Origin of the sequence: Rhodobacter sp. NTK016B, assembly GCF_017303295.1 — a bacterium.
In the GTDB taxonomy this organism is placed as follows: domain Bacteria; phylum Pseudomonadota; class Alphaproteobacteria; order Rhodobacterales; family Rhodobacteraceae; genus Pararhodobacter.
Genome location: NZ_JAFKOK010000028.1, coordinates 1 through 22088, shown reverse-complemented (window position 1 = coordinate 22088; position 22088 = coordinate 1). Strand labels below are relative to the sequence as shown.

The 22088-nt window shown below is 64.8% G+C and carries 19 protein-coding genes and 1 pseudogene; 10 read left to right on the top strand and 10 right to left on the bottom strand.

Annotation, left to right across the window (positions count from 1 at the left end; genetic code table 11):
- Positions 1-107: 107 nt before the first annotated feature.
- Entirely contained in the window at positions 108-1283 is a 1176-nt protein-coding gene (pobA, locus tag JI664_RS23065) for a 4-hydroxybenzoate 3-monooxygenase (protein ID WP_207016140.1), read from the bottom strand.
- Between the two features lie 125 nt (positions 1284-1408).
- Between pobA and JI664_RS23060 the strand changes: the two genes are divergently transcribed.
- A complete protein-coding gene (locus JI664_RS23060; protein ID WP_286174250.1) occupies positions 1409-2260 on the top strand; it encodes a helix-turn-helix domain-containing protein in 852 nt (283 codons plus the stop codon).
- 175 nt (positions 2261-2435) lie between these two features.
- On the opposite strand, the gene JI664_RS23055 is transcribed toward JI664_RS23060, so the two are convergent.
- The 3 genes from JI664_RS23055 to JI664_RS23045 all read right to left on the bottom strand — a co-directional run bounded on the left by JI664_RS23055 (position 2436) and on the right by JI664_RS23045 (position 4743).
- Positions 2436-3281 (bottom strand): class III extradiol dioxygenase family protein, encoded by an 846-nt coding sequence (locus JI664_RS23055; protein WP_109533544.1) that lies wholly within the window; start codon positions 3279-3281, stop codon positions 2436-2438.
- Between the two features lie 15 nt (positions 3282-3296).
- Positions 3297-3656, bottom strand: a complete 360-nt coding sequence (locus tag JI664_RS23050; RefSeq protein WP_207016138.1) for a protocatechuate 4,5-dioxygenase subunit alpha — start codon at positions 3654-3656, stop codon at positions 3297-3299.
- 193 nt (positions 3657-3849) lie between these two features.
- Positions 3850-4743 (bottom strand): amidohydrolase family protein, encoded by an 894-nt coding sequence (locus tag JI664_RS23045; protein WP_286174249.1) that lies wholly within the window; start codon positions 4741-4743, stop codon positions 3850-3852.
- Between the two features lie 118 nt (positions 4744-4861).
- Here JI664_RS23045 and JI664_RS23040 point away from each other — a divergent pair, with 118 nt between their 5' ends.
- The 7 genes from JI664_RS23040 to galE all read left to right on the top strand — a co-directional run bounded on the left by JI664_RS23040 (position 4862) and on the right by galE (position 12215).
- The gene (locus JI664_RS23040) at positions 4862-6160 is read left to right on the top strand and encodes a LysR family transcriptional regulator (protein ID WP_207016137.1); all 1299 of its coding nucleotides are present in this window, start codon (positions 4862-4864) and stop codon (positions 6158-6160) included.
- A 149-nt stretch (positions 6161-6309) separates the two neighbouring features.
- Positions 6310-6699: a protocatechuate 4,5-dioxygenase subunit alpha gene (gene ligA / locus JI664_RS23035; RefSeq protein ID WP_207016136.1), complete on the top strand. Its 390-nt coding sequence runs from the start codon at positions 6310-6312 to the stop codon at positions 6697-6699.
- Complete coding sequence (locus tag JI664_RS23030) at positions 6699-7583, top strand: class III extradiol dioxygenase subunit beta (protein WP_207016135.1); 885 nt, start codon at positions 6699-6701, stop codon at positions 7581-7583. The genes ligA and JI664_RS23030 overlap by 1 nt, the downstream gene beginning before the upstream one ends.
- 19 nt (positions 7584-7602) lie before the next feature.
- Complete coding sequence (locus tag JI664_RS23025; RefSeq protein ID WP_207016134.1) at positions 7603-8547, top strand: Gfo/Idh/MocA family oxidoreductase; 945 nt, start codon at positions 7603-7605, stop codon at positions 8545-8547.
- Positions 8548-8642: 95 nt separating this feature from the next.
- Positions 8643-10100, top strand: a complete 1458-nt coding sequence (locus tag JI664_RS23020) for an MFS transporter (RefSeq protein WP_207016133.1) — start codon at positions 8643-8645, stop codon at positions 10098-10100.
- Positions 10101-10286: 186 nt separating this feature from the next.
- Positions 10287-11201 carry a UTP--glucose-1-phosphate uridylyltransferase GalU gene (galU, locus tag JI664_RS23015; RefSeq protein ID WP_207016132.1) on the top strand — a complete coding sequence of 305 codons (915 nt, stop codon included), beginning with the start codon at positions 10287-10289 and terminating at the stop codon, positions 11199-11201.
- A 27-nt stretch (positions 11202-11228) separates the two neighbouring features.
- Complete coding sequence (galE, locus tag JI664_RS23010) at positions 11229-12215, top strand: UDP-glucose 4-epimerase GalE (protein ID WP_207016131.1); 987 nt, start codon at positions 11229-11231, stop codon at positions 12213-12215.
- An 86-nt stretch (positions 12216-12301) separates the two neighbouring features.
- Here the strand turns inward: galE and katG are convergent, their stop codons facing one another.
- Positions 12302-14467, bottom strand: coding sequence for a catalase/peroxidase HPI (gene katG, locus JI664_RS23005; protein WP_207016130.1), 2166 nt, complete (start codon positions 14465-14467; stop codon positions 12302-12304).
- A 172-nt stretch (positions 14468-14639) separates the two neighbouring features.
- Here katG and JI664_RS23000 point away from each other — a divergent pair, with 172 nt between their 5' ends.
- Positions 14640-15566, top strand: a complete 927-nt coding sequence (locus JI664_RS23000; RefSeq protein WP_207016129.1) for a LysR substrate-binding domain-containing protein — start codon at positions 14640-14642, stop codon at positions 15564-15566.
- Positions 15567-15626: 60 nt separating this feature from the next.
- Here JI664_RS23000 and JI664_RS22995 read toward each other — a convergent pair whose 3' ends face one another.
- The 5 genes from JI664_RS22995 to JI664_RS22975 all read right to left on the bottom strand — a co-directional run bounded on the left by JI664_RS22995 (position 15627) and on the right by JI664_RS22975 (position 21578).
- A complete protein-coding gene (locus JI664_RS22995; protein WP_207016128.1) occupies positions 15627-17717 on the bottom strand; it encodes a TonB-dependent receptor domain-containing protein in 2091 nt (696 codons plus the stop codon).
- Positions 17718-17785: 68 nt separating this feature from the next.
- Complete coding sequence (locus JI664_RS22990; RefSeq protein WP_207016127.1) at positions 17786-18568, bottom strand: heme ABC transporter ATP-binding protein; 783 nt, start codon at positions 18566-18568, stop codon at positions 17786-17788.
- 1 nt (position 18569) lies between these two features.
- Positions 18570-19643, bottom strand: coding sequence for a FecCD family ABC transporter permease (locus JI664_RS22985; protein WP_207016126.1), 1074 nt, complete (start codon positions 19641-19643; stop codon positions 18570-18572).
- A 4-nt stretch (positions 19644-19647) separates the two neighbouring features.
- Positions 19648-20475, bottom strand: coding sequence for a heme/hemin ABC transporter substrate-binding protein (locus tag JI664_RS22980; RefSeq protein ID WP_207016141.1), 828 nt, complete (start codon positions 20473-20475; stop codon positions 19648-19650).
- A gap of 2 nt (positions 20476-20477) precedes the next feature.
- Positions 20478-21578: a hemin-degrading factor gene (locus JI664_RS22975; protein ID WP_207016125.1), complete on the bottom strand. Its 1101-nt coding sequence runs from the start codon at positions 21576-21578 to the stop codon at positions 20478-20480.
- A 221-nt stretch (positions 21579-21799) separates the two neighbouring features.
- Here JI664_RS22975 and JI664_RS22970 point away from each other — a divergent pair.
- A pseudogene (locus JI664_RS22970) lies at positions 21800-22088 on the top strand (hypothetical protein); the annotation flags it as partial.

The following is a 22088-nucleotide window of genomic DNA, read 5'->3' as shown; positions in this document are numbered from 1 at the left end:
GAGGATATTTGTGGATCAAAGATGCCGGTTAGCGAAACGTTAACGCCCATCTTTGTTCTTCAAATATCCCGGGGGTCCGGGGGCTGGCCCCCGGGAATGCGGCCCGCTTAGAAGGGAAGCCCCACGTAATTCTCCGCCAGCGACGACAACGCCGCCTCGGACGAAAAGAGATAGGCCAGATCCGTCTCCTGCAGTTTCTGATCGTAAGACGCGCTGTCGGGGAAATTGTGCAGCAGCGTCGTCATCCACCAGCTGAAGCGTTGCGCCTTCCAGACCCGCGCCAGCGCCTTCTGCGAGTATTGCTCAAGCCCGGTATCATCGCCCTTCAGGTAATGGTCCATCATCGCGTGATAGAGATAATAGATATCCGATGCCGCCGAGTTAAGGCCGCGCGCGCCAGTGGGCGGAACGATATGCGCCGCATCGCCTGCAAGGAACAGGTTCCCCCAGCGCATGGGCTCGGCGACGAAGGAACGCAGCGGCGCGATGCTTTTCTCGATCGACGGCCCGGTTTCCAGCCGTCCTGCCACCTCGGCGGGCAGGCGCGCTTTCAACTCGTCCCAGAAAGCCTCGTCCGACCAGTCTTCGACCTTGTCCGACAGCGGCACTTGAATGTAGTAGCGGCTCAGCACCTGGCTGCGCAGCGAGCATAGGGCGAAACCCCGATCCGACTTGGCGTAGACCAGCTCGGGGTTAACCGGTTTCGTCCGGCTCAGCACCCCGAGCCAACCGAAGGGATAGACTTTCTCGTACTCCGTCAGCACGTCGCCGGGGATCGACTTGCGGCTCACCCCGTGGAAGCCGTCCGCGCCGATCACGAAGTCGCAGTCGATACGGCGGATCTCGTCACCGTCGCGATAAGTCACCCACGGCTTCCCGTCAGTCTTGAGATCGTGCAGTACCACATCCTCGACATTGTGGATGACCTGACCACCCGCCGCCGCGCGCGCGTCATAGAGATCGCGCGTCAGCTCGGTCTGACCATAGACCACCACAGACGAGCCGCCCGAATACCGACGAAGATCGACGCGCCGCAGCACCCCGTTGTCCGAGATCTCGAACCCGTCATGGATCTCGCCCTCTTCATCCATCCGCGCGCCGCAACCGGCCTCGCGCATTAGTTCGGCGAACCCATGCTCGAGCACGCCCGCGCGGATCCGACCCAGCACATAGTCGCGCGAATGCTTCTCCAGCACGATCGTCTCGATCCCCTTGCGGTCCAGAAGCTGGCTCAGCATCAGCCCCGACGGGCCGCCGCCAATGATGCAGACTTGCGTTTTCATCGATAGGTCCTCCTCTTGCCGGTTGCCGAACGGGCACCGGGATAGCCGTCAGAATAGAAGAGGGTGCGCCGAATTGAATGGATCACCCGGGCGAAAACTTGTACATTTCGTGCATGATCGAACCCATGCCCGCCGCCATCCCCAACTTCAACCTCTTTGGCGAGGCGGGCGATCTGCCCGATATCGTCCATTGCGAAACCATCGAAACGCGCTCGCGGCTGCATGATTGGGAACTCGGCGCACACCGCCATGCCCGCCTGCACCAGTTGCTGTTCCTGCAATCGGGCGGCGGGCAGGTCAGCCTTGAAGACAAACGTCATGCGCTGCCGCCCGGCACGCTGGTCAATGTGCCGATTGGCGTGGTGCATGGCTTCACCTTCCAGCCCGAAACCTCCGGCCTCGTCGTCACCTTTGCCGCCGAAATGCTGGACCAGACGCTGCGCGACGGCGAAGGCGTGCGGGAAATGCTGGCAATTCAACGGGTCATGCCCGCTCCGGAGCCCGTGGTACAAAGCCTGGGCGCAATCTTCGCCACCTTTTCGGGGCGCGATTTCGGGCGCGCGCAGATCTTGCGCTCGCTGGCGGGGCTGGTGCTGGGACAAGTGGCGGGCGCAATCGACGCTGCGGGCGGCGGCGCGCATCGCCCGGCGCAAACCGCGCTGCTGGCCCGGTTCGAAAGCCTGATCGACGCGCATTTCCTCGACCGCTGGACGGTCACCGACTATGCCAAGTCGCTGGCGATTAGCCCCGCGCATCTGTCGCGGGTCGCGCGCAACCATACCGGGCGTCCGGCCTCGGGACTGATCGAAGAGCGGATGATCCGCGAGGCACGGCGCAACCTCGTCTACACAAACTTGCCCGTTTCGCGCATCGCCTATGCGCTGGGTTTCGAAGACCCCGCCTATTTCACCCGCGTCTTCACCCGTGCGACAGGGCTGTCACCCCGGGCGTTCCGGCGCAAATTGACCGAGGCGTGACATTCACTTTGTCAGAAGTACTCTCGGGAGGATTTTCAAGGAGGATGAAAAACCCTCCTTGAAGCGGGGGGCCCGGGGGGCGGCAGCCCCCCGCCCTTAAAGTAGCCCCGGGGCCGCAGTCCCCGCCCTAACAGGAGACTCAGGGCGCAACGCCCCTACCCTTTCCCCAAGGCGCTCAAGCGCATTCCAGCAGCAACGTGCCAGCCGCCGTGTTCGAGATCGGGATGTGGTAATTGCGGGTAATCTCGTTGACCTCGTCGCCCAGCGCGCCGCGCATCATCATCCACATCAGGAACTCGGTCCCCTGCGCGCCCGCCTGTTTCACCAGTTCCTGACGGGTGATCTTGGTCAGCTCTTCGGGATTGTGGACGATATTCTCCAGACAATACTGGTCGAACTCCTTGTTGATGAAGCCCGCCCGCTGGCCGTCCAGTTGGTGCGACAGCCCGCCGGTGCCCAGAACGACGATCTTGGCGTCCTCGGGGAAGGACAGCAGCGCCTTGCGCAGCGCCTTGCCGAAGTTCAGCGCGCGGTTCAGCGTCGGGATCGGGTGCTGCACGGTATTGGCCGAGATCGGCACCGCACGCGGCATGTCGGGATTGTTGGGCGCACCCGGCCAGAACAGCTGCATCGGCACGACGAAGCCGTGATCCACCGCCAGTTCCTGACACGAGGTGATGTCGAACTCGTCCGCCACAAGGCTTTCGATGATGTGCCACGACAATTCCGGCGCGCCGGGGAACGGCGGCAGCGCGGGCAGGCCCCAGCCTTCGTCCTCGTTGCGGTATTCATGCGCGGCGCCGATGGCGAAGGTCGGCATCCGGTCGAGGAAAAAACCCAGCCCGTGATCGTTGTAGATATTGATCACGTAATCGGGCTTGTTGTCCTGAATCCACTGATGGACCTTCGGGTAGCCGTCGAAGAAGGGTTTCCAGTACGGATCGTCGTAGAGTTCCTTCTGGATCGCGTTGCCAACCGCCGGAATATGCGAGGTGGTGATGCCACCGAGAATGCGGGCCATTGGGTTAACCTCCCCTTACGCCTGACTGGCGAGATATTGCTGGAATTCCTCGGTGGTGCGGCCCGTCTGCAGACCGCCGACATCCTGAACCGAGAGCTTGAAGATGCCGGCAAGCTTGGCAAGGTAATAGATATTCCCGCCCGCATCGATCATGGCGAGGATATCGCGCGAACGGATCGCCGCTTTCTGCTGGTCGTTCAGACCGTATTTGGCCATCCAGCCTTCTTCGTCGGCCTTGAAGGCCTCGCGGTTCTCGGCCTTGTTGAAGTCGTAGCACATCTTGTTCAGCGCATAGCCTTTCATGGCCTGCTTGCCGTCGAACAGGACGGTGCCGGGAATGTCGATATGGTAATCGTAGCCGGGCATATCGTGCATGGCGGGTCCTCCTTCGCTCATGCCCGACTGTCTCATGTGCGCAATTTCGTGGTTTTGACCTAAATCAAATTGGGCGGGCGCGGGACGCCAATCGAATAATGCGAACAGAAAACTTATGCGCCGGACGGACGCGACCGAACGCAAAAGGGGCGCCCCGCAGGACGCCCCGTAACCCACCGAAAAACGGGCGCGATCAATTGGCCCAGTAGAGCTTCATCGGGTTGTCGACCAGCAGCTTCTGGCGCTGCTCGTCGGTCTTGGTGATGCGCAGGATGTAATCGACCAGCAGGCCGTCATCGGGCATATGCGATTTCATGTTCGGATGCGGCCAGTCGGTGCCCCACAGAACCCGGTCCTCGAATTTATCGACGATCGCCTGATAATAGGGCACGACATCGTCATAGGGTTCGCCCGTCTTGGTCAGACGCTCGGGGCAGGTCACTTTGGTCCAGATATTCTCGTTATTCGCCATAAGGTTGACGAAGCGCTGGAAATCCGGGTGATCGACGCCCTTTGTCACGTCGGGGCGGCCCATATGGTCGACGACGATGATACCGGGCAGCTTGGCGAGGAAGGGTTCGAGCCCTTCGAGATCCTGCGCCTCGAAATAGACGACGGTCGACCAGCCAAATTCCTGTATCTTCTCGGCAATGCCCAGAAAGACCTCGGGCGGGGTGGCATCGACCAGACGTTTCACGAAGTTGAACCGCACGCCGCGCACGCCGCCTTCGTGCAGCTCCTTCAGCTCTTCGCGGGTGATGTCCTTGCCGACCGAGGCCACGCCGCGCGCCTTGTCGCCTGCGGCGATACAGGCATCGACCATCGCACGGTTATCCTTGCCGTGGCAGGTCGCCTGAACGATCACGTTGCGCTCGAACCCCAGATAGTCGCGCAGTGCGAACAGCTTGTCCTTGCCCTGATCGCCGGGCGTGTATTTGCGTTCCGGCGCATAGGGGAATTCCGCCGAGGGGCCGAAGACGTGGCAATGCGCGTCGACCGCGCCTTTGGGCAGCACGTAATCGGGCTTCTTGGGGTTCGGGTGGACCACAAGCCAGTCGGCATCCATCGGTTGCGGTTGGGTCGTCATGCGCGCATCTCTCCCTGAGCGGCGGGTCTTGCCATCGCGGCGCACCATGCGCCAGCCGGGGGCAATTGCCTATTTCGAAAGGTGGCCCTAAAATAACTTTTGGCTATTGAGGCGCAAGATGACCGACGCGTTGCCGAACCTCAGGCACATGCGTGTCTTTCTGGAAACCGTTCGCTCGGGCTCGGTCTCGACGGCGGCAGAGCGTTGCCGTCTGTCCCAACCCGCCGCGACGCAGGCCATCGCCCGGCTCGAATCCGATATCGGCACGCCCCTGCTCGTGCGGCGCACGCGGCTGTTTACCCCCACCGCCGCCGGTGCGCTTTTCGTCAACCGGGTCGAGGCGGCGCTGGCGCATCTGCATAACGGCGCCCGCGCGGCCCTGCGCAGCGGCGTACGCGACGGGCCGGGCTGGCGCGCCAGCGGATCGCGCCCGGCCTTCGACCATCTGGTCACGGCGGCGCAGCTTCGGGCGATGATCGCGGTGGCGGGCAGCGGCAGCTTCACCGTCGCGGCGCAGCAACTGGGCCTGTCGCAACCCACCGTCCACCGCGCGGCGCGCAGTCTCGAAGACATTGCGGGCGTGTCGTTTTTCCAGACCACCGTCAGCGGGGTCGAGCTGACCTCGGCGGCGCAAGCCTTTGTTCTGGGGGCGAAACTCGCCTCGGCCGAGATCCGGCAGGGATTCGAGGAAATCGGTCGTGAGCTGGGCAATGATCGCGGCACCTTCACGCTGGGATCGCTGCCTCTGGCGCGCAGCTCGATCGTTCCCGCCGCCACCCACGCGCTGATATCCGAGACACAGGGCGTGCAGGTCCGCGTGGTCGATGGCCGTTACCCCGAACTTCTGCGCAGCCTGCGCGAGGGCGATCTCGATTGCCTGATCGGCGCGCTGCGCAGCCCCGCCCCCGCCGATGACGTGATCCAGGAGCCGCTGTTCGACGATGCGATGGCCATCGTCGCGCATCCCGACCATCCGCTGGCGGGCAAACGCGGCGTGACGCTGGAAGACACGCTGGATTATCCGTGGGTCGCGCCGCCCAAATCCACGCCCGCCGGCAGCTACCTGTTCGAGACGCTGCGCATTCAGGAACGCCCGCAGACGCCGGTGCGCGTCGTGTCCTCGTCGCTGGTCTTCCTGCGTGGACTTCTGGCGGCGGGCAACTATGTCTCGATTGTATCGCTGCATCAGGTGGCGACCGAACTGGCCGACGCGCATATCGCACCGCTCGACGTCGCGCTGACGAACAACTGGCGCAGCATCGGGCTGACCTACCGCGAAAGCTGGCGCCCCACGGCGACGCAGGCACGGTTCATGGACCTGCTGCGCGCCGCCGCGCCGGTCGCGACCGCGCCGGACGGCCCGCCGCCTGTCAGCGACGAACAGCCGCGCATAGCAGCCAAGTCGCGCGAAGGATGAATAGCTTTTTTCAATGGCCGGCGTCGGGATTCAATTGGCCTGTTCGGGCGCTTCCATGTATACATCGCGCGATCGGGTGCCCACCCGCGCGATTGATCGACAACCGCGCGACGGACATCGGAGCGCCACGATAAACGGGAGAAAAAGCAATGCAAAAGGACTACGAGGATATCCCCGGGACCTTTGTCTTCGACGCGGATCGTTCGCGTGAGGGCTATCATCTGAACCAGTTCTGCATCTCTCTGCGCCTGCAGAAGAACCGCGAAGCGTTCAATGCCGACGAGGAAGCCTATCTCGACGGTTTCCCGATGACGCCCGAGCAGCGCGACGCCGTGCTCAAGCGCGACTGGAACCGTCTGCTCGAGCTGGGTGGCAACATCTACTACACCTCGAAACTTGCCGCCAATGACGGCATCAACTTTCAGAACCTCGCCGGCCTGATGACCGGCATGGGCGTCGAAGCTTACCGCGAGATGATGCTCGCCGGGGGCCGCTCGCCCGAGGGGAATCGCTACAAATCGGAATGGGAGGACAAGTAATGGCCCGCATCGTCGCAGGAGTGGGATGTTCGCACGTCCCCGCCATCGGTGTCGCAATGGACACCAAGATCACCGACCAGCCCTATTGGCAGCCGGTCTTCAAGGGCTTCGAATTCTCGCGCAAATGGATGGCCGAGGAAAAGCCCGACGTCGTCTTTCTGGTCTATAACGACCATTGCACCGCGTTCGACGCCTCGGTCATCCCGACCTTCGCGCTGGGTTGCGCCGCGACCTTCACGCCCGCCGACGAAGGCTGGGGTCCGCGCCCGGTGCCGGTCGTGCACAACCATCAGAAAATGGCGAGCCACATCGCCCAGTCGCTGGTGCTGGACGAATTCGACATCACCATCATGAACGAAATGGAAGTCGATCACGGCCTGACCGTGCCGCTCAGCGTCATGTATGGCGACAAGACGCCCGAAGATGACTGGGGCGTGCAGGTGATCCCGCTGGCCGTCAACGTGGTGCAATATCCCGCGCCCACCGGCAATCGCTGCTACAATCTGGGCAAAGCGATCCGCAAGGCCGTGGAAAGCTACCCCGAGGATCTGAAAGTGATGATCTTCGGCACCGGCGGCATGTCGCACCAGCTGCAATACAAGCGCGCGGGCCTGATCAACCCCGAGTTCGACACCATGTTCCTCGACAAGCTGACCTCGGACCCGGTCGGTCTTTCGAAGATGCCGCACGTGGACTACCTGCGCGAAGCGGGCTCGGAAGGCGTGGAAATGGTCATGTGGCACGTGATGCGCGGCGCTCTGGACGACGAGGTCGTCGAGGTGCACCGTCACTATCACGTCCCCGCCTCGAACACGGCGGTGGGTCACATCATCCTTGAGAACAAGGATTACCACGACAGCCGCGGCAAGGTCGCCGCAGAGTAAGACAACAGGGAGACGATACATGCGTATCTGTGTCGCCGGCGCCTATGGCGCCTTCGGGATCAAGCATCTCGACGCGCTGGCCGCGATCGAGGAAGTGACCGTGACCTCGGTCATGGGGCCGACCCGTGAAAAGATCGACGCCCTCGCCGCCGAACGCGGGATCGCCCATGCCGCTACCGACCTCGACGAGTGCCTCGCACGCGAGGATGTCGACGCGGTGATCCTCGCCACGCCCACGCAAATGCACGCCAAACAGGCCATCGCCTGCATGAAGGCGGGCAAGCCCGTGCTGATCGAGATCCCGATGGCCGACAGCCTCGAGGATTCCGAGGCGATCTGCAAAGTGCAGAAGGAAACCGGTGTTCTGGCCATGGCCGGTCAGGTCCGGCGCTTCAACCCGTCGCATCAGTGGATCCACAACAAGATCGCCGCAGGCGAGCTGAAGATCCAGCAGATGGACGTGCAGACGTATTTCATGCGTCGCTCGAACCTGAACGCCAAGGGCGAACCGCGCAGCTGGACCGACCACCTGCTGTGGCACCATGCCTGCCACACGGTCGACCTGTTCCAGTACCAGACCGGCGAGGTGGTCGATCAGGCCTTCGGTCTGGAAGGTCCGCATCACCCCGAGCTGGGCATTGCCATGGACATGTCCATCGGCATGAAGACGCCCAAGGGCGCGATCTGCACCCTGTCGCTGTCGTTCAACAATGACGGGCCGTTCGGCACGTTCTTCCGCTATATCTGCGACAACGGCACCTATCTGGCGCGCTATGACGATCTGTTCGACGGCAAGGAAAACCCGATCGATCTGGACGGCGTCGCGGTGTCGAATAACGGCATCGAACTGATCGACCGCGAATTCATCGCCGCGATTCAGGAAAAGCGCACGCCCAACGGGTCGGTGCATGACGTGCTGGCGGCGATGCAGACGCTGGACAAGATCGAAAAGAGCTTCACCTGAGAAGCTTCACTTCGCTCGATTAACCTGTTAAAGAAAGGCGCTGCCCGGCTTGGGCGGCGCCTTTCCTCTTCCCGTCCCTTCGTCAGGAACCCCGCGTGTCCGACGCAGCCACACCCCGATCAGAGCCCCCTGCCCCGCGTGTCTATGCGCAGCCGCTGACATTGCTGCCGCTGATCGGCGTGCCGGTCTTTCTTGCCATTGCCAACCAGACGATGGTGTCGGTCGCGCTGCCCGATATCGGAGCCGATCTGGGGCAGCTCAGACGCCTGCCATGGCTGGTGATGGGCTACATGATCGCGCTGACGGTCGCCGGGCCGCTCTATGGGCTGCTGGGCGACATGATGGGGCGCAAGCGGATGATGATGACCGCGCTCACGGTCTATATCGCGGGCGCGCTGATCTGCGCCTCGGCGGGCAATATCTCGGTGCTGGCGGCAGGCCGTCTGGTGCAGGGCTTGGGCGGCGGCGGTCTGATGGCGCTCAGTCAGGCGCTGATCGCCGATCTGGTCGCCCCGCGCGACCGTGGCCGCGCGCAGGGCAATATCGCCGCGATCATGATGCTCGCCTCGACACTGGGGCCGTTCATCGGCGGGATCCTTGTGGCGACGATGGGCTGGCGCAGCCTGTTTCTGGGCACGGTGCCGCTGGCGCTGCTGGCGATGGTGCTGCTCGCGCGTCAGGACATTCCCGCGGGATCCGAGCCGGGCAACCGCGCCTTCGACATGGGCGGCTTCCTGACGCTTCTGGCGCTGGTGCTGGGCGTCACGGCGGCGATCGAGCTGGTCGGCGATGCGGATCTGCGCTGGATCGCCCTTGTCGGCGCGCTGATCGGTGTCGCCGGGCTGGCCGGGCTGATCGCCAGCGAAAAACGCGCGCGCAATCCGCTGTTTCCGCCGGCGCTGTTCCGGCTCAAGGCGATCAACCGCGCCTCTGTCATGGTGTTCTGCCATGGCGCGGCGATGGTGTCGCTGGTCACCACGATCCCGCTCTTTCACGCCATCCTGCGCGGGGATGGCGCGGTCGCGACGGCCTCGGCCATGCTGGCCCTGACGTTGTCGCTGGGCTCTGCTGGCTTCATCACCGGCAACCTGATCACGCTGACCGGGCGCACGCTGCTGTTCCCGTCGCTCACCCTGCCCGTCTGCGCGGGCGCGATCCTGCTGCTGGCCACTCAGGGCGCCACGATGGGTCGCCCGGCGCTGATGGGCACCTATCTGGCAATCGGCCTGACGCTGGGCACGGTGATGTCGGTGATGAACACCGTGGTGCAGAACGCCGCCCCCGACCTTGTGCGCGGGCGCGCGGCGGGGGCGCTGACCTTCTTTCGCTCCAGCGGGGCGGTGGTCGGCACGGCGCTGACCTCGCTGGTGCTGTTCGTCGTGGCGCCGGGAGGCAGCGATGCGGGCTCGGTGCTGGGCCGCGGGGCCACACCCGATGCCGCCAGCCTTGCGGGCTGGCAGAGCGCCTTCACCGCGACCTTCGCCACCATCGCCGCGTTCATCGCCCTTGAATGGGTGATGGCATTGATGAATCCGGTCCGACGGCTAGATTGATTAACATAAAGAGGCGCGCCACACTCTCGGCCCGCCTCTTTGTTGCGCCGCGACGTGCCCGGTGGCGCAACCAGAGCCGATTGTTGCCGCATAGCAGCACGCGCTGGACATGCCTGTTGCCGAGCGAAGGCCGGAGTCGTAGAACGAGGGCGCAAAAACAAGTTTAAATCACGGATTACGAAGATCATGACAAGAATTCGGAAAGCAGTGTTCCCGGTCGCAGGTCTCGGTACGCGGTTCCTGCCCGCGACGAAGGCGATGCCGAAAGAACTGTTGCCGATCATCGACAAGCCGATCGTTCAATACGCCGTTGAAGAAGCGATCGCTGCCGGTATCACCGATATCATCTTCGTCACCGGTCGTCCCAAGCGCGCCATCGGCGACCATTTCGATGCCAATCTCGAGCTCGAGTTCCAGCTGTCCCAGAAGGGCAAGCACAAGGAACGCGACATGGTCCGCAACATCATCCCCGAAGGCGTGAACTGCATCTTCATCCGTCAGCCCGAACCCAAGGGTCTGGGCGATGCCGTGCTCTGCGCCGCGCCCGCCGTGGGGGATGCGCCCTTCGCGGTGCTGCTGGCCGACGACCTGATGAAGGGCAACACCCTGCCCACCGCCGAGATGGTCGCCGCCTATGAGCAGAACCCGACCAACTATCTGTGCGTAACCGAGGTCGAAGACGACGTGGTCCACAAATACGGCATCGTCAAACCCGGCCCCAAAGGCCCCGATGGCCGCGTCACCGTGGCGGGTCTGGTCGAGAAACCCAAGCTTGAAGACGCGCCCTCGCATCTGGCCTCGATGGGCCGCTACGTGTTCAACGCCGAGATCTTCGACGTGCTGCGCAAGCTCGAACCCGGCGCGGGCGGCGAGATCCAGCTGGCCGACGCAATCGACATCCTCGCCGAGAAGGGCAAGGTCGCGGCGATGGAAATGTCGGCGCATCGTTATGATTGCGGGTCGAAATTCGGCTATCTCAACGCAATCGTTGACTATGCCATCGACCATGACGAGTTCCGCGACAAGTTCTACGACCTGATGCGCGAGCGTCTGGCCGAGCATGATGCGGCCACCAAGGCCTCGGCCAAAGCCGGACTCTGACGGACCGCACGGGGGAGACATGGCGGGATGACGAAGCACGTTCTCGTCACCGGGGGGGCGGGCTATATCGGCTCGCATGCCTGCAAGGTGTTGGCGGCAAAGGGCTATGTCCCGGTCACGTATGACAACCTCTCGACCGGCTGGGCGCAGGCGGTCAAATTCGGGCCGCTGGTTCAGGGCGACCTGATGGACCGCACCGCGCTGGACGCGGCCTTCGAGCATTACAAGCCCGTAGCGGTGATGCATTTCGCCGCGTTCAGCCAGGTGGGCGAGGCGATGTCCGATCCGGGCAAGTACTGGCGCAACAATGTGCTGGGCTCGCTGTCGCTGGCCGAAGCGGCGGTGGCGCATGGGGTGCTCGATTTCGTCTTCTCGTCCACCTGCGCCACCTATGGCGAGCAGGACGGCGTCCTTCTGACCGAAGATTGCGCTCAGGAGCCGATCAACGCCTATGGCTCGTCAAAGCGCGCGGTCGAAGAGATCCTGCGCGATTTTCGCGCCGCGCATGACCTGCGCACGGTGATCTTCCGCTATTTCAACGTAGCGGGCGCCGACCCCGAGGCCGAGATCGGCGAATGCCACCGTCCCGAAACGCATCTGATCCCCGTGATGCTGGAAGCCATCGACGGCCAGCGGCCCGAACTGGTGATCCATGGCGACGATTACGACACGCATGACGGCACCTGCGTGCGTGACTATGTCCATGTGATGGATCTGGTCGAGGCGCATGTGCTGGGCCTTGAATGGCTGCTCGACGGCAAGGGCAGCCGGGTGTTCAACCTTGGCACCGGGGCGGGTTTCACGGTCAAGGAAGTTATCGGTCATGCCCGCGCTGCGACCGGCCACAAGGTACCCCACCGCTACGGGCCGCGCCGGGGCGGCGATGCGACCAGCCTTGTTTCGGGCAGCCACGCGGCCTTGACCGATCTGGGCTGGGATCCGGCCCGCTCATCGCTGAAGACGATGATCAAGGACGCCTGGACCTGGCACAAGACCGGCGGCTATCCGGGCTGAACCGGTCGCTGCACGACGAACCGGCACACAAAAAGCAACGGGCGCGGTCTTTCGACCGCGCCCGCTTTCGTTCAGGCCGCCTTGGCTCAGACCTTCAGGTCGAAGCGGTCGGCGTTCATCACCTTGGTCCAGGCCGCGACGAAATCGTCGACGAATTTCTGGCCCGCACCATTCTGCGCGTAGACTTCCGCATAGGCCCGCAGGATCGCGTTCGAGCCGAACACCAGATCCACGCGCGACGCCGTCCATTTCACCGCGCCCGATTTGCGGTCGCGGATTTCATAGGCGTCGCCCGCCGGATGCCACGAATAGTCCATGTCGGTCAGGTTGACGAAGAAATCCGTCGTCAGCGCGCCTTCGCGGTCGGTGAACACGCCGTGCTTGGTGCCGCCATGGTTGGTCCCCATGACGCGCATCCCGCCCACCAGACAGGTCATCTCGGCCGCAGTCAGGCCCAGAAGCTGCGTGCGGTCCAGCATGATCTCTTCGGGCGAGACGACATAGGCCGCTTTCTCGAAGTTGCGGTAGCCATCGGCCGCCGGTTCCATCGCGTCGAAGCTGTCCGCGTCGGTCATCTCGTCCGTCGCATCGCCGCGACCCGGTGCGAAGGGAACCGTGACGTCATAGCCCGCCGCTTTCGCCGCCTGCTCGACCCCCAGATTGCCCGCCAGCACGATCACATCCGCGATCGAAGCGCCGGTTTCCGCCGCGATCGGCTCCAGCACCGACAGCACACGCGCCAGACGCTCGGGCTCGTTCGCGGCCCAGTCCTTTTGCGGGGCCAGACGGATGCGCGCGCCATTGGCCCCGCCCCGCATGTCCGAGCCGCGATAGGTCCGCGCCGAATCCCACGCGGTCGACACCATGTCCGATAGCGACAAGCCCGACGCGGCGATCTTCGACTTCACCGCCTCGACATCGTATCCGGTCGAACCGGCGGGAACCGGGTCCTGCCAGATCAGGTCTTCGGCGGGCACTTCCGGGCCGACATACCGGACCTTCGGCCCCATGTCGCGGTGCGTCAGCTTGAACCAGGCGCGCGCGAAGGTGTCCTTGAAGTATTCGGGATCGGCCATGAACTTTTCGCAGATCGCGCGGTAGGCCGGATCCACCTTCATCGCCATGTCGGCATCCGTCATCATCGGCATGCGGCGCTTGCTCGGGTCCGAGGCATCGACCGGCATGTCCTCTTCCTTGATGTTGACGGGTTCCCATTGATTGGCGCCGGCGGGCGATTTCCGCAGCTCCCATTCATGGCCGAACAGCATGTCGAAATAGCCCATATCGAAGACCGTCGGGTTGGTCGTCCATGCGCCTTCAAGGCCCGAGGTCACGGCATTCGCCGCCTTGCCGCCCATGTTCGGGTTCGACCAGCCGAAGCCCTGCTCGGTCACGTCCGCCGCTTCGGGTTCCGCGCCCAGCGCTTCGGCATTGCCGTTGCCGTGGGTCTTGCCGACGGTGTGCCCGCCCGCCGTCAGCGCGGCGGTTTCCTCGTCATCCATCGCCATGCGCGCAAAGGTCTCGCGCACCTGCGCGGCGGTCGCCATCGGGTCGGGCTTGCCGTTCACGCCTTCGGGGTTGACGTAGATCAGGCCCATCTGCACGGCGGCCAGCGGGTTTTCCATCGTGTCGGGCTGCGAGACATCTTCGTAGCGGTTGTCCGACGGTGCCAACCATTCCTTCTCGGCGCCCCAGTAGACGTCCTTCTCGGGATGCCAGATATCCTCGCGCCCGAAGCCGAAACCGAAGGTCTTCAGTCCCATCGATTCATAGGCGACGTTGCCCGCCAGAATGATCAGGTCCGCCCAGCTGATGCTGTTGCCGTATTTCTTCTTGATCGGCCACAACAGACGGCGCGCCTTGTCGAGGCTGACGTTATCGGGCCACGAATTCAGCGGCGCGAAGCGCTGGTTGCCGGTGCCACCGCCGCCACGACCATCGGCCAGACGGTACGAGCCCGCCGCGTGCCACGCCATGCGGATCATCAGGCCGCCGTAATGGCCATAATCGGCCGGCCACCAATCCTGACTGTCGGTCATCAGCGCGCGCAGATCGTCCTTGAGCGCCTTCACGTCGAGCTTTTCCAGCTCTTTGCGATAGTTGAACGACGCGCCCATCGGGTTCGTCTTGGTGTCGTGCTGATGCAGGATGTCGAGATTCAGCGCGTTGGGCCACCAGCTCGTCACCGATTTTCCCAGCGCGGTATTGCTGCCGTGCATCACCGGGCATTTACCCGCGTCATTGCCGTCCATGTGGCTCTCTCCTGTTGCCGTCGACCGAAGGCACGAGCGCACCCGCCCCAAGCCTGGGACGTTGTTCGGCGCGATGGGCGGATACTCCTCCCGACCTTCGTTAGAATCACTCTAGCAAAGGGCGTTCATTAGTTTAAGTTTGATCTCCTGATAGCCCTGATAAGATCACCTTATGATAAACCTGACCCTCAAGCAGTTCCGATATTTCGAGGCCCTCGCCCAGCACGGCCATTTCGGCCGCGCCGCCGATTCCTGCGCCATTTCGCAACCCGCTTTGTCCATGCAGATCAAAGACTTGGAGGAATCTCTCGGCACCGCCCTGTTCGAGCGCGGCGCAAGGCAAGTGCGGCTGACCGCCTTCGGGGAAGAGTTCTCGGACCGCGTGCGCGGAATCCTGCGTTCGGTCGATGAGCTGGAGGATCTCGCACGGGCGTCGCGCGAACGGCTGGTTGGCCGGCTGCGGCTGGGCGTCATCCCCACCATCGCGCCCTATCTGCTGCCCTCGCTCATCGGCACGCTGACCCAGCAGAACGCCGATCTCGACCTGCATGTGCGCGAGACGGTGACGCCCAAATTGCTGGCCGAGCTGCATGACGGGCGGCTCGACACCGCGATCGTCGCCCTGCCCGTCTCGGAACCCGCCTTTACCGAAGTTGCACTGTTTTCCGAGGATTTCGTTCTGGTCCGCCCCAAGCCCGAGGCGAACCTGCCCGTCCCCACGCCCGATTTGCTGCGCGAGATGCGGCTTTTGCTGCTGGAAGAGGGGCATTGCTTTCGCGATCAGGCGCTGAGCTTCTGCAAGCTGCAGACCGCCCTGCCGCGCGAATTGCTCGACGGCTCGTCGCTGTCGACGCTGGTGCAGATGGTGGGCGCAGGTATCGGCGTAACGCTGATCCCGGAAATGGCGGTGGCGGTCGAAACGCGCTCGGCCGATGTCGCCATCGCGCGCTTCCCCGATCCCCAACCCAAGCGCACAATCGGCATGATCTGGCGCAATTCCAGCCCTCTGTCCAAGCAGTTGGGCGAAATTGCCGAGGTGGTTCGCGATACGGCCGCGACATTGCCCGGCCGTATCGACGCACTGGCCACCCCGGCCTGACAGCGGCCGGGGCGGTGGATCACGCGCGGCGCCCCGAGGGAGCAAAGCGCCGCGCGTATTTCAGAAGTTGAAGGTCCGGCCCACGGTCAGGCGCAGGTCGCGGCCCTGACGGGGGGACGAGAAGGCATAGCCATAGCCGCCCACATCCAGCGCGTTGTAATATTGACGGTCCAGCACATTATTGACCGCAAGCTGAATCTCGGCCCCGCGCAGGACGCCCTGATCGGGACGCCAGGTGACATAGATGTCGTGCACGCCGTAGCCCGGCACGTGGTCGCCCGACGCCGTGGTCATGCCCTGCGCGAAGGTCCCGCGCCAACCCATTTCCAGATTGTAGCGCGGCAGGCGGCGCCCCACTTCCAGCATCACCTGATGCGACGGGGTCGAGGCCAGAACCTGACCCGTGCCCTGATTGATGCCCTCGATGGCGCTGGCGGCCACGCGACCGAACCACAGCTCGCCTTCATAGGATGCTTCCAGCTCGAGCCCCCGTATCCGCGCGCGCCCGATATTGGTGAAGGGCACGCCTCCGCCGGTGCGGGTGATCATGTCGCGGAACTGGTTGTTGAAGGCCGTGACCTTCACGTCCAGCGCGTCGCCCGAGGCAAAGACGTCGCGCCCCTGCCACGACACACCCAGCTCGACCGTGCGCGCATGTTCCGGGCGCAGGCCCAGCGGGTCGGGCGATGCCGGATCGGCGCTGTCGAAGACCTCGTCAATCGTTGGCAGGCGGGTGGTTTCCGCCAGCGAGCCGAAGACCGACCAGCTGTCATTGATGTCGTAATGCGCGGCCAGCGACGCGGCCGAGCCCGAATGCGTCACCGGCACGCCCAGCAGGCTGCCATCGGCGCCAGAGGTCGCGGTCAGTTCGGTATGGTCGTAGCGCAGAGCCGCCAGCAGCGTGAAGCGGTCGTTCAGGATGAACTCGTTCTGCACGAACAGCCCGAAATTGTCGCTCGTCCCGCCGGGCTGCGAGGCATAGCCGCCCCCGCCCACTTCAGTCAGCCGGTCACGACGCGAGATCGTGCCACCGATGGTCAGGTAGTTTTCCCAGCTCTGGCCCATCATGGTGATGGTGTTGCGCGCATCCAGACTGACGCCTTCGTAGGAATAGGTCGAATCCTGCCACAGCCCCGAGGGCGGCGCGAAAGGATAGCCGGGGTAATTGGTCGCGTTCTCCTGCTCTACCATCGAGCGGCTCCACGACAATTGTACCCGCGCATCAACCCACGGATTGTCCGAGGCCGGGTTTTCCCATGTGATCTGCGCGGTGTCGTCGGTGACGGTGCGGTCGATATTTCCGAAGATCGAGAAATTGCCATAGGCCGAATAGGGCACCTGCTCGCCATCGGTGTACCAGCGCGACAGCGAGAAGCGCAGCCGCTGTTCGCTGTTGTCGCTCAGCCCGATCGTGCCGCTGATGAGCGCCGATTGCGAATCCATGTTCGATCCGGTCACGGTCGAGCCGTCGCCGGATTCGTAATCGCCCTCGGAGCGGCCGGTGATGGCCGCCATGATCTCGACCCGCTCGTTGAAGCGATGCGCGAAAATGGCCGAACCGAAGACGCCACCGCCATTCGAATTGCGGCCCGTGCGCAGGCGCAAAGCCGTGTCCGAGCCCCCGGTCAGGAAATCGGACGCCTCGCGCGTCTCAAACGCCACGACGCCGCCGATCGCCCCCGATCCGTAGAGTAGCGACGAGCCGGGGCCGCGCAGCACTTCGACCCGGCGATAAAGCTCCGGCTCGCCGAAATGCGACCCGACGCGGTATTGCTCGTAGTATTTCTGCACCCCGTCGATGGTGACGACGATGCGGTTTTCATCCGACGAGGTCGAGGTGCCGACGCCCCGGATATTCAGGAACTGCCCGGTCATCGCCGCGCCGCCAAAGGCCTCGGCCCCCGGTACGGCGCGCAGCAGGTCGCCGGGCGTCGAGGCCTGCTCGCGCTCGATATCCTCGGTCTCCAGCGCGGTGACGGCCTGCGGCGTGTCGATGGCGACGCGCGCACGGCCTGCGCCCAGAATGATGCGCCCGAGCATGGTGAACACGCTCTCGTCGGTCTCTTGCGCCATGGCGGGCGCGGGCAGCGCCAGCGCGGTGGCCAGCGCAAGGGTTGAGACGGCGCCAAGGCGCCGGACTATCGGTGACATATCGTCCCCCGTTTATCGGTTCTTGTTGGCGCTGGCGCGTGGCTGGCGTTCAGGCTGGGTGGCCGCGCTCAGGCGGCGGCCTGTGGCAGCACGAAGACCCCCCCATCGGGCGGCGGCGTGCTTACACGCAGGGCACAGCCATAGGCATGGCCCAGCGTGGCATCGGTAAAGACCATCTCGGCGCGGCCCTGAGCCAGAACGCGCCCCTCATGCATCAGACAGACGCGGTCGGCGGTCATCGCGGTCAGGTTCAGATCGTGCATCACAGCGATCACGCCGCCCCCCTGCGCGGCGAAATCGCGCGCGATGCGCATCACCTGCAACTGGTGGCCGATATCCAGCGCGGCGACGGGTTCGTCCAGCAGCAGCCAGCGCGGACGCCCGTCAGCGACCGGGCGCCAGACCTGCACCAGCACGCGAGCGAAATGCGCGCGTTGCTGCTCGCCGCCCGACAATTCCTGAAACAGCCGTCCGGCATAGCCCGACAGCCCCACCTGTTCGAGCGCACGGTGGGGAAGCGCGGCGGCCTCGGCGCTCAGCGCGGCACGGCCGACAAGGCCCAGCCGCACGACTTCGAGCACGGTAAAGGGAAAGGCCATCGGCATGGATTGCGGCAGCACCGCGCGGCGCTCGGCCATCATTTCGGGCGCCATCGCGGCGGTGTCATCGCCGTCCAGCCGCACGCGGCCGCGGAACGGCACTTCGCCGGTGATCGCCCGCATAAGCGTCGTCTTTCCCGAGCCGTTTGGCCCGACGATACAGGTCACCTGTCCCGCCTCGGCGCGGAAATCGACGCCGTGCAGGATCTGACGACGGCCCAGCGTCACGGTGATGTCTTCGGTGCTCAGCATGTCAGATATCCACCAAGCCGCGCTTGCGCAGCAGGATCCACAGGAAAACCGGCCCGCCCGCCAGCGCGGTGACGATGCCGATGGGCAGTTCGGCAGGCGCGACGATCACGCGCGCCACCATATCCGCCAGCAGCAGCAGCGCCGCGCCCAGAAGCGCCGACATGGGCAGCAGGAACCGGTGATCGGGGCCTACTGCCAGCCGCAGCAGATGCGGCACGACGATGCCGATGAAGCCGATCGCGCCCGAGATCGCCACCGCCGCACCGACGCTCGCCGCGACCGACAGGATGGCGAGCGACTTCATGCGCTGCACCCGGATGCCCAGATGCATCGCCGCCGCTTCGCCCAAAGCCAGCGCGTTGAGCGCGCGCGCCAGCCACGGTGCAGCGGCAAGGCCCGCGATCATCACCGGCGCGGCGGCCGCGAGTTTCGACCAGCTCGCCCCCGCCAGGGACCCCATGCCCCAGAAGGTCAGGTCGCGCAGTTGCGTATCGTCGGCCAGATAGACCATCACCCCCGTCGCCGCCCCCGACAGAGCCCCCAGCGCGATCCCCGCCAGAAGCATCGTCGCGACCGAGGTCCGCCCCGCCCGCGTGGCCACCCGGTACAGGATCAGCGTCGAGGCCCAGCTTCCGACAAAGGCCGCCAGCGGCACCATCTGCATCCCTGCCCAGCTGGCATAGGTTGCAGGCAGCAAGCCTCCCAGCACGATCGCCATCACCGCCCCCAGGCTGGCGCCCGCGCTGACACCGACGATACCCGGATCGGCCAGCGGGTTGCGGAACAGGCCCTGCAGCACCGCCCCCGACACGGCCAGCGCGGCGCCGACGAGGATGCCGGTCAGCAACCGGGGCAGCCGGATATCGAGCAGGATCACCCGGTCGCGTGTCGAAATCTCGCCCCCTGTCAGCCAGTCGCCCAGCACCGCCAGCGGCGACACGCCCGAGGCGCCCACAGTCAGCGACAGGGCCGAGACGGCAGCCAGAGCCAGCGCCAGCAGGACCACCGCGCGCGCGGCGCGGCGGCTGCGGTCGCCCTCGGCGGCCTGCGTCAGGGTGAAGGGCAGCGAGACCATGCCGTCACTCCTGAAGCGCGGTAATCAGGTCGCGCGCGGCGGCAGGTGTGCGCGGGCCGAACCCAAGCAGATAAACCCCGTCCATCCGCACGATGCGGCCATTCTGCGCGGCGGGCGTCAGCCCCAGCGCAGGATGGGCGATGATCGCCGCATCATCGAGCGCATGATCGCCCGCGCGGTCCATCATCACGATGACATCGGGCGCGGCGGCGGTGATCGCCTCGTCCGTCAGCTGACGATAGCCGTCGAACCCGGTGATCGCGTTCTCGGCCCCGGCCAGTTCCAGCATCCCCGACGCCGCCGTGCCCGCGCCCGAGGCCAGGATCCGCCCGCCCGCCGCCGACAGCACGAACATCGCGCTGACCGGCCCGGCCCCGGCGCGTGCCTGCGCCAGCGCCTCGAATTCGGCCTCGACCTGCATGGCCAGCGGCCCGCCATCGACGCCCAAAGCCTGCGCCACCGCGTCGATCCGTTCGATCACGCCGGTTTGGGTGAAATCCGCCTCGACCCGCACCACCGGCACATCGGTCGCGGCCACCAGATCCATCGTCTCGGGCGGGCCGGCATCGACATCGGCAAGGATCAGGTCGGGGTTCAGCGATAGCAGCCCCTCGGCCGACAGCGCGCGCAGATAGCCCATATCGGGCAGGTCTGCCATGCTTTCGGGATAGGTGCAGGTCGTGTCGCGCCCGACCATGCGGTCGCTCGCATCCAGCGCCGCGACGATCTCGCACAGGGCCGAGCCCGCGACGACGATCCGCTCTTGCGCAAGGGCGGGAAGCGCGAAGCCCCCCGCGCCAAGCGCCAGCGTCAAACTCAGGGCCGCGCGCATGATCACGCCCCCATCCCGCTGCGAAGCGCCTCGGTGACGGCGACCCAGCCTTCGGTCCCCGGCAGAGGCGCCTTGGTATCGGCAGCGTCAGCGGCCTGCTCGGACCCTGGCGCGCGCTGGCCGAAGATCTGCAGGATCAGCCCGCCCTTCTCATCGAACGCCTCGATCGACACGGCCATTCCGTGGCGCGTGGGTTTGTAGACCAGCCAAACCTCGGCGATATGATCGTCGCGCAGATGCAGGTTGAAACCCGGATCCAGCACATTGATCCACGGCCCCATAGGTTCGACCCGGTGGATCGTGCCGCCATGGATCTGAATGCAGCCGGCGTTGCCCACGAAGATCATCACCGGCACCGCACCGTCGGCACAGCGGCGCAGCGTCTCGGCCACGGCGCGCGGTTGCAGGGCCACCGCATAGGGCTCGCCCGCGATGCGGTAGGCACCCAGCCGGTTCATCTTCAGCTTCGAGGTCAGGCGCAGGAACTGGTGCGTGTCGGTCAGCTTGTCCCATTCGGCCCGCAGCACGTCGAGCTTTTCGGGATTGGATTTCGCCGCCTCGACCGGGGCACGGGGTGCGGTCTCGATGCGATCCGACTGATCGTCGAGCCGCAGCTCGGCCACCAGCGCCCCAAAGGCCGCCACGTCCGAGGCCGGGCGCAGATGCACCTTGTGGATCGCGTCGCCCGCCGCATCGAACACCTGAACCGAGCGCTTCTCGCCGTCCGTCAGCGCAAAGGCATGAACCCAGTGGCGCGGGAACATCCGCAGGTCGATATCCGGCCCCAGAACCATCGAGGCATGCTGGCCGGAATGGTAATCCAGATAGGTGCCGTCCTTTTCATGCACACAGCTTTCATTGCGCGTCAGCGCCATGACCGGCCCCAGCGTCTTCAGCGCCGGCATCAGCCGGTCGAGCGATGGGTCGATCCGCACCACGCTGTCGCCATCGACCATCGCGGCGACCAGATCGCCCTCGCTCACGCTCAGCGTGGCGGCAAGATCGCGGGCGCGGGTTTTTGGATTCTCGGCCTTCGCGGCACGCAGAGAGGCTGGGGAATCGGACCGGAATTCAGCTTGGGATTCGGCTTGGACGAGGCTCATCGGCACTCCTTTCGGGACAGATATCGGCTTGTGGCGCGGCGTCTGGCGAAAGGCTGGATGCGCTGGCGCTCGGGCTGAGCGCTATACTTGACAATTTCACTAGGACATCTTAGCGAGGACTTGCAAGCGGAAATTTGCCCAGTGGTTCCCGAACCTTGCGGGTTTCGCTCAGACGCCAGCCAACCGGCCAGCCATCGATTCTTTCCCGGTATGGAGCTGTCATGGCCGTCCTTTCGCGTCTTCTCCCCCTCGCCGTTCTGGCCGCAACACAGGCGTCCGCGCAGGCCCAGCCCGTGCGGCTTGAACTGAACGCGCTGCATCCCCGGGACGGTGCTTGTCAGATGGTGTTTGTGGCGCAGAACGATTCGGGGGGGGATGTGCAGCGGCTGGTGCTGGAGGCGGTGTTGTTCGACATCGAGGGCCGGGTGGCGGCGCTGACATTGCTCGACATGCAGGACCTGCCCGCCGGGCGGATGCGGGTGCGGTCGTTCGAGATCGGCGGGCTGGCCT

What these genes read in the sequence shown, in the direction of transcription:
- pobA (WP_207016140.1), bottom strand. Translation starts at nt 1,283, where the DNA reads ATGAAAACGCAAGTCTGCATCATTGGCGGCGGCCCGTCGGGGCTGATG.
- JI664_RS23060 (WP_286174250.1), top strand. Translation starts at nt 1,409, where the DNA reads ATGCCCGCCGCCATCCCCAACTTCAACCTCTTTGGCGAGGCGGGCGAT.
- JI664_RS23055 (WP_109533544.1), bottom strand. Translation starts at nt 3,281, where the DNA reads ATGGCCCGCATTCTCGGTGGCATCACCACCTCGCATATTCCGGCGGTT.
- JI664_RS23050 (WP_207016138.1), bottom strand. Translation starts at nt 3,656, where the DNA reads ATGCACGATATGCCCGGCTACGATTACCATATCGACATTCCCGGCACC.
- JI664_RS23045 (WP_286174249.1), bottom strand. Translation starts at nt 4,743, where the DNA reads ATGACGACCCAACCGCAACCGATGGATGCCGACTGGCTTGTGGTCCAC.
- JI664_RS23040 (WP_207016137.1), top strand. Translation starts at nt 4,862, where the DNA reads ATGACCGACGCGTTGCCGAACCTCAGGCACATGCGTGTCTTTCTGGAA.
- ligA (WP_207016136.1), top strand. Translation starts at nt 6,310, where the DNA reads ATGCAAAAGGACTACGAGGATATCCCCGGGACCTTTGTCTTCGACGCG.
- JI664_RS23030 (WP_207016135.1), top strand. Translation starts at nt 6,699, where the DNA reads ATGGCCCGCATCGTCGCAGGAGTGGGATGTTCGCACGTCCCCGCCATC.
- JI664_RS23025 (WP_207016134.1), top strand. Translation starts at nt 7,603, where the DNA reads ATGCGTATCTGTGTCGCCGGCGCCTATGGCGCCTTCGGGATCAAGCAT.
- galU (WP_207016132.1), top strand. Translation starts at nt 10,287, where the DNA reads ATGACAAGAATTCGGAAAGCAGTGTTCCCGGTCGCAGGTCTCGGTACG.
- galE (WP_207016131.1), top strand. Translation starts at nt 11,229, where the DNA reads ATGACGAAGCACGTTCTCGTCACCGGGGGGGCGGGCTATATCGGCTCG.
- katG (WP_207016130.1), bottom strand. Translation starts at nt 14,467, where the DNA reads ATGGACGGCAATGACGCGGGTAAATGCCCGGTGATGCACGGCAGCAAT.
- JI664_RS23000 (WP_207016129.1), top strand. Translation starts at nt 14,640, where the DNA reads ATGATAAACCTGACCCTCAAGCAGTTCCGATATTTCGAGGCCCTCGCC.
- JI664_RS22995 (WP_207016128.1), bottom strand. Translation starts at nt 17,717, where the DNA reads ATGTCACCGATAGTCCGGCGCCTTGGCGCCGTCTCAACCCTTGCGCTG.
- JI664_RS22990 (WP_207016127.1), bottom strand. Translation starts at nt 18,568, where the DNA reads ATGCTGAGCACCGAAGACATCACCGTGACGCTGGGCCGTCGTCAGATC.
- JI664_RS22985 (WP_207016126.1), bottom strand. Translation starts at nt 19,643, where the DNA reads ATGGTCTCGCTGCCCTTCACCCTGACGCAGGCCGCCGAGGGCGACCGC.
- JI664_RS22980 (WP_207016141.1), bottom strand. Translation starts at nt 20,475, where the DNA reads ATGCGCGCGGCCCTGAGTTTGACGCTGGCGCTTGGCGCGGGGGGCTTC.
- JI664_RS22975 (WP_207016125.1), bottom strand. Translation starts at nt 21,578, where the DNA reads ATGAGCCTCGTCCAAGCCGAATCCCAAGCTGAATTCCGGTCCGATTCC.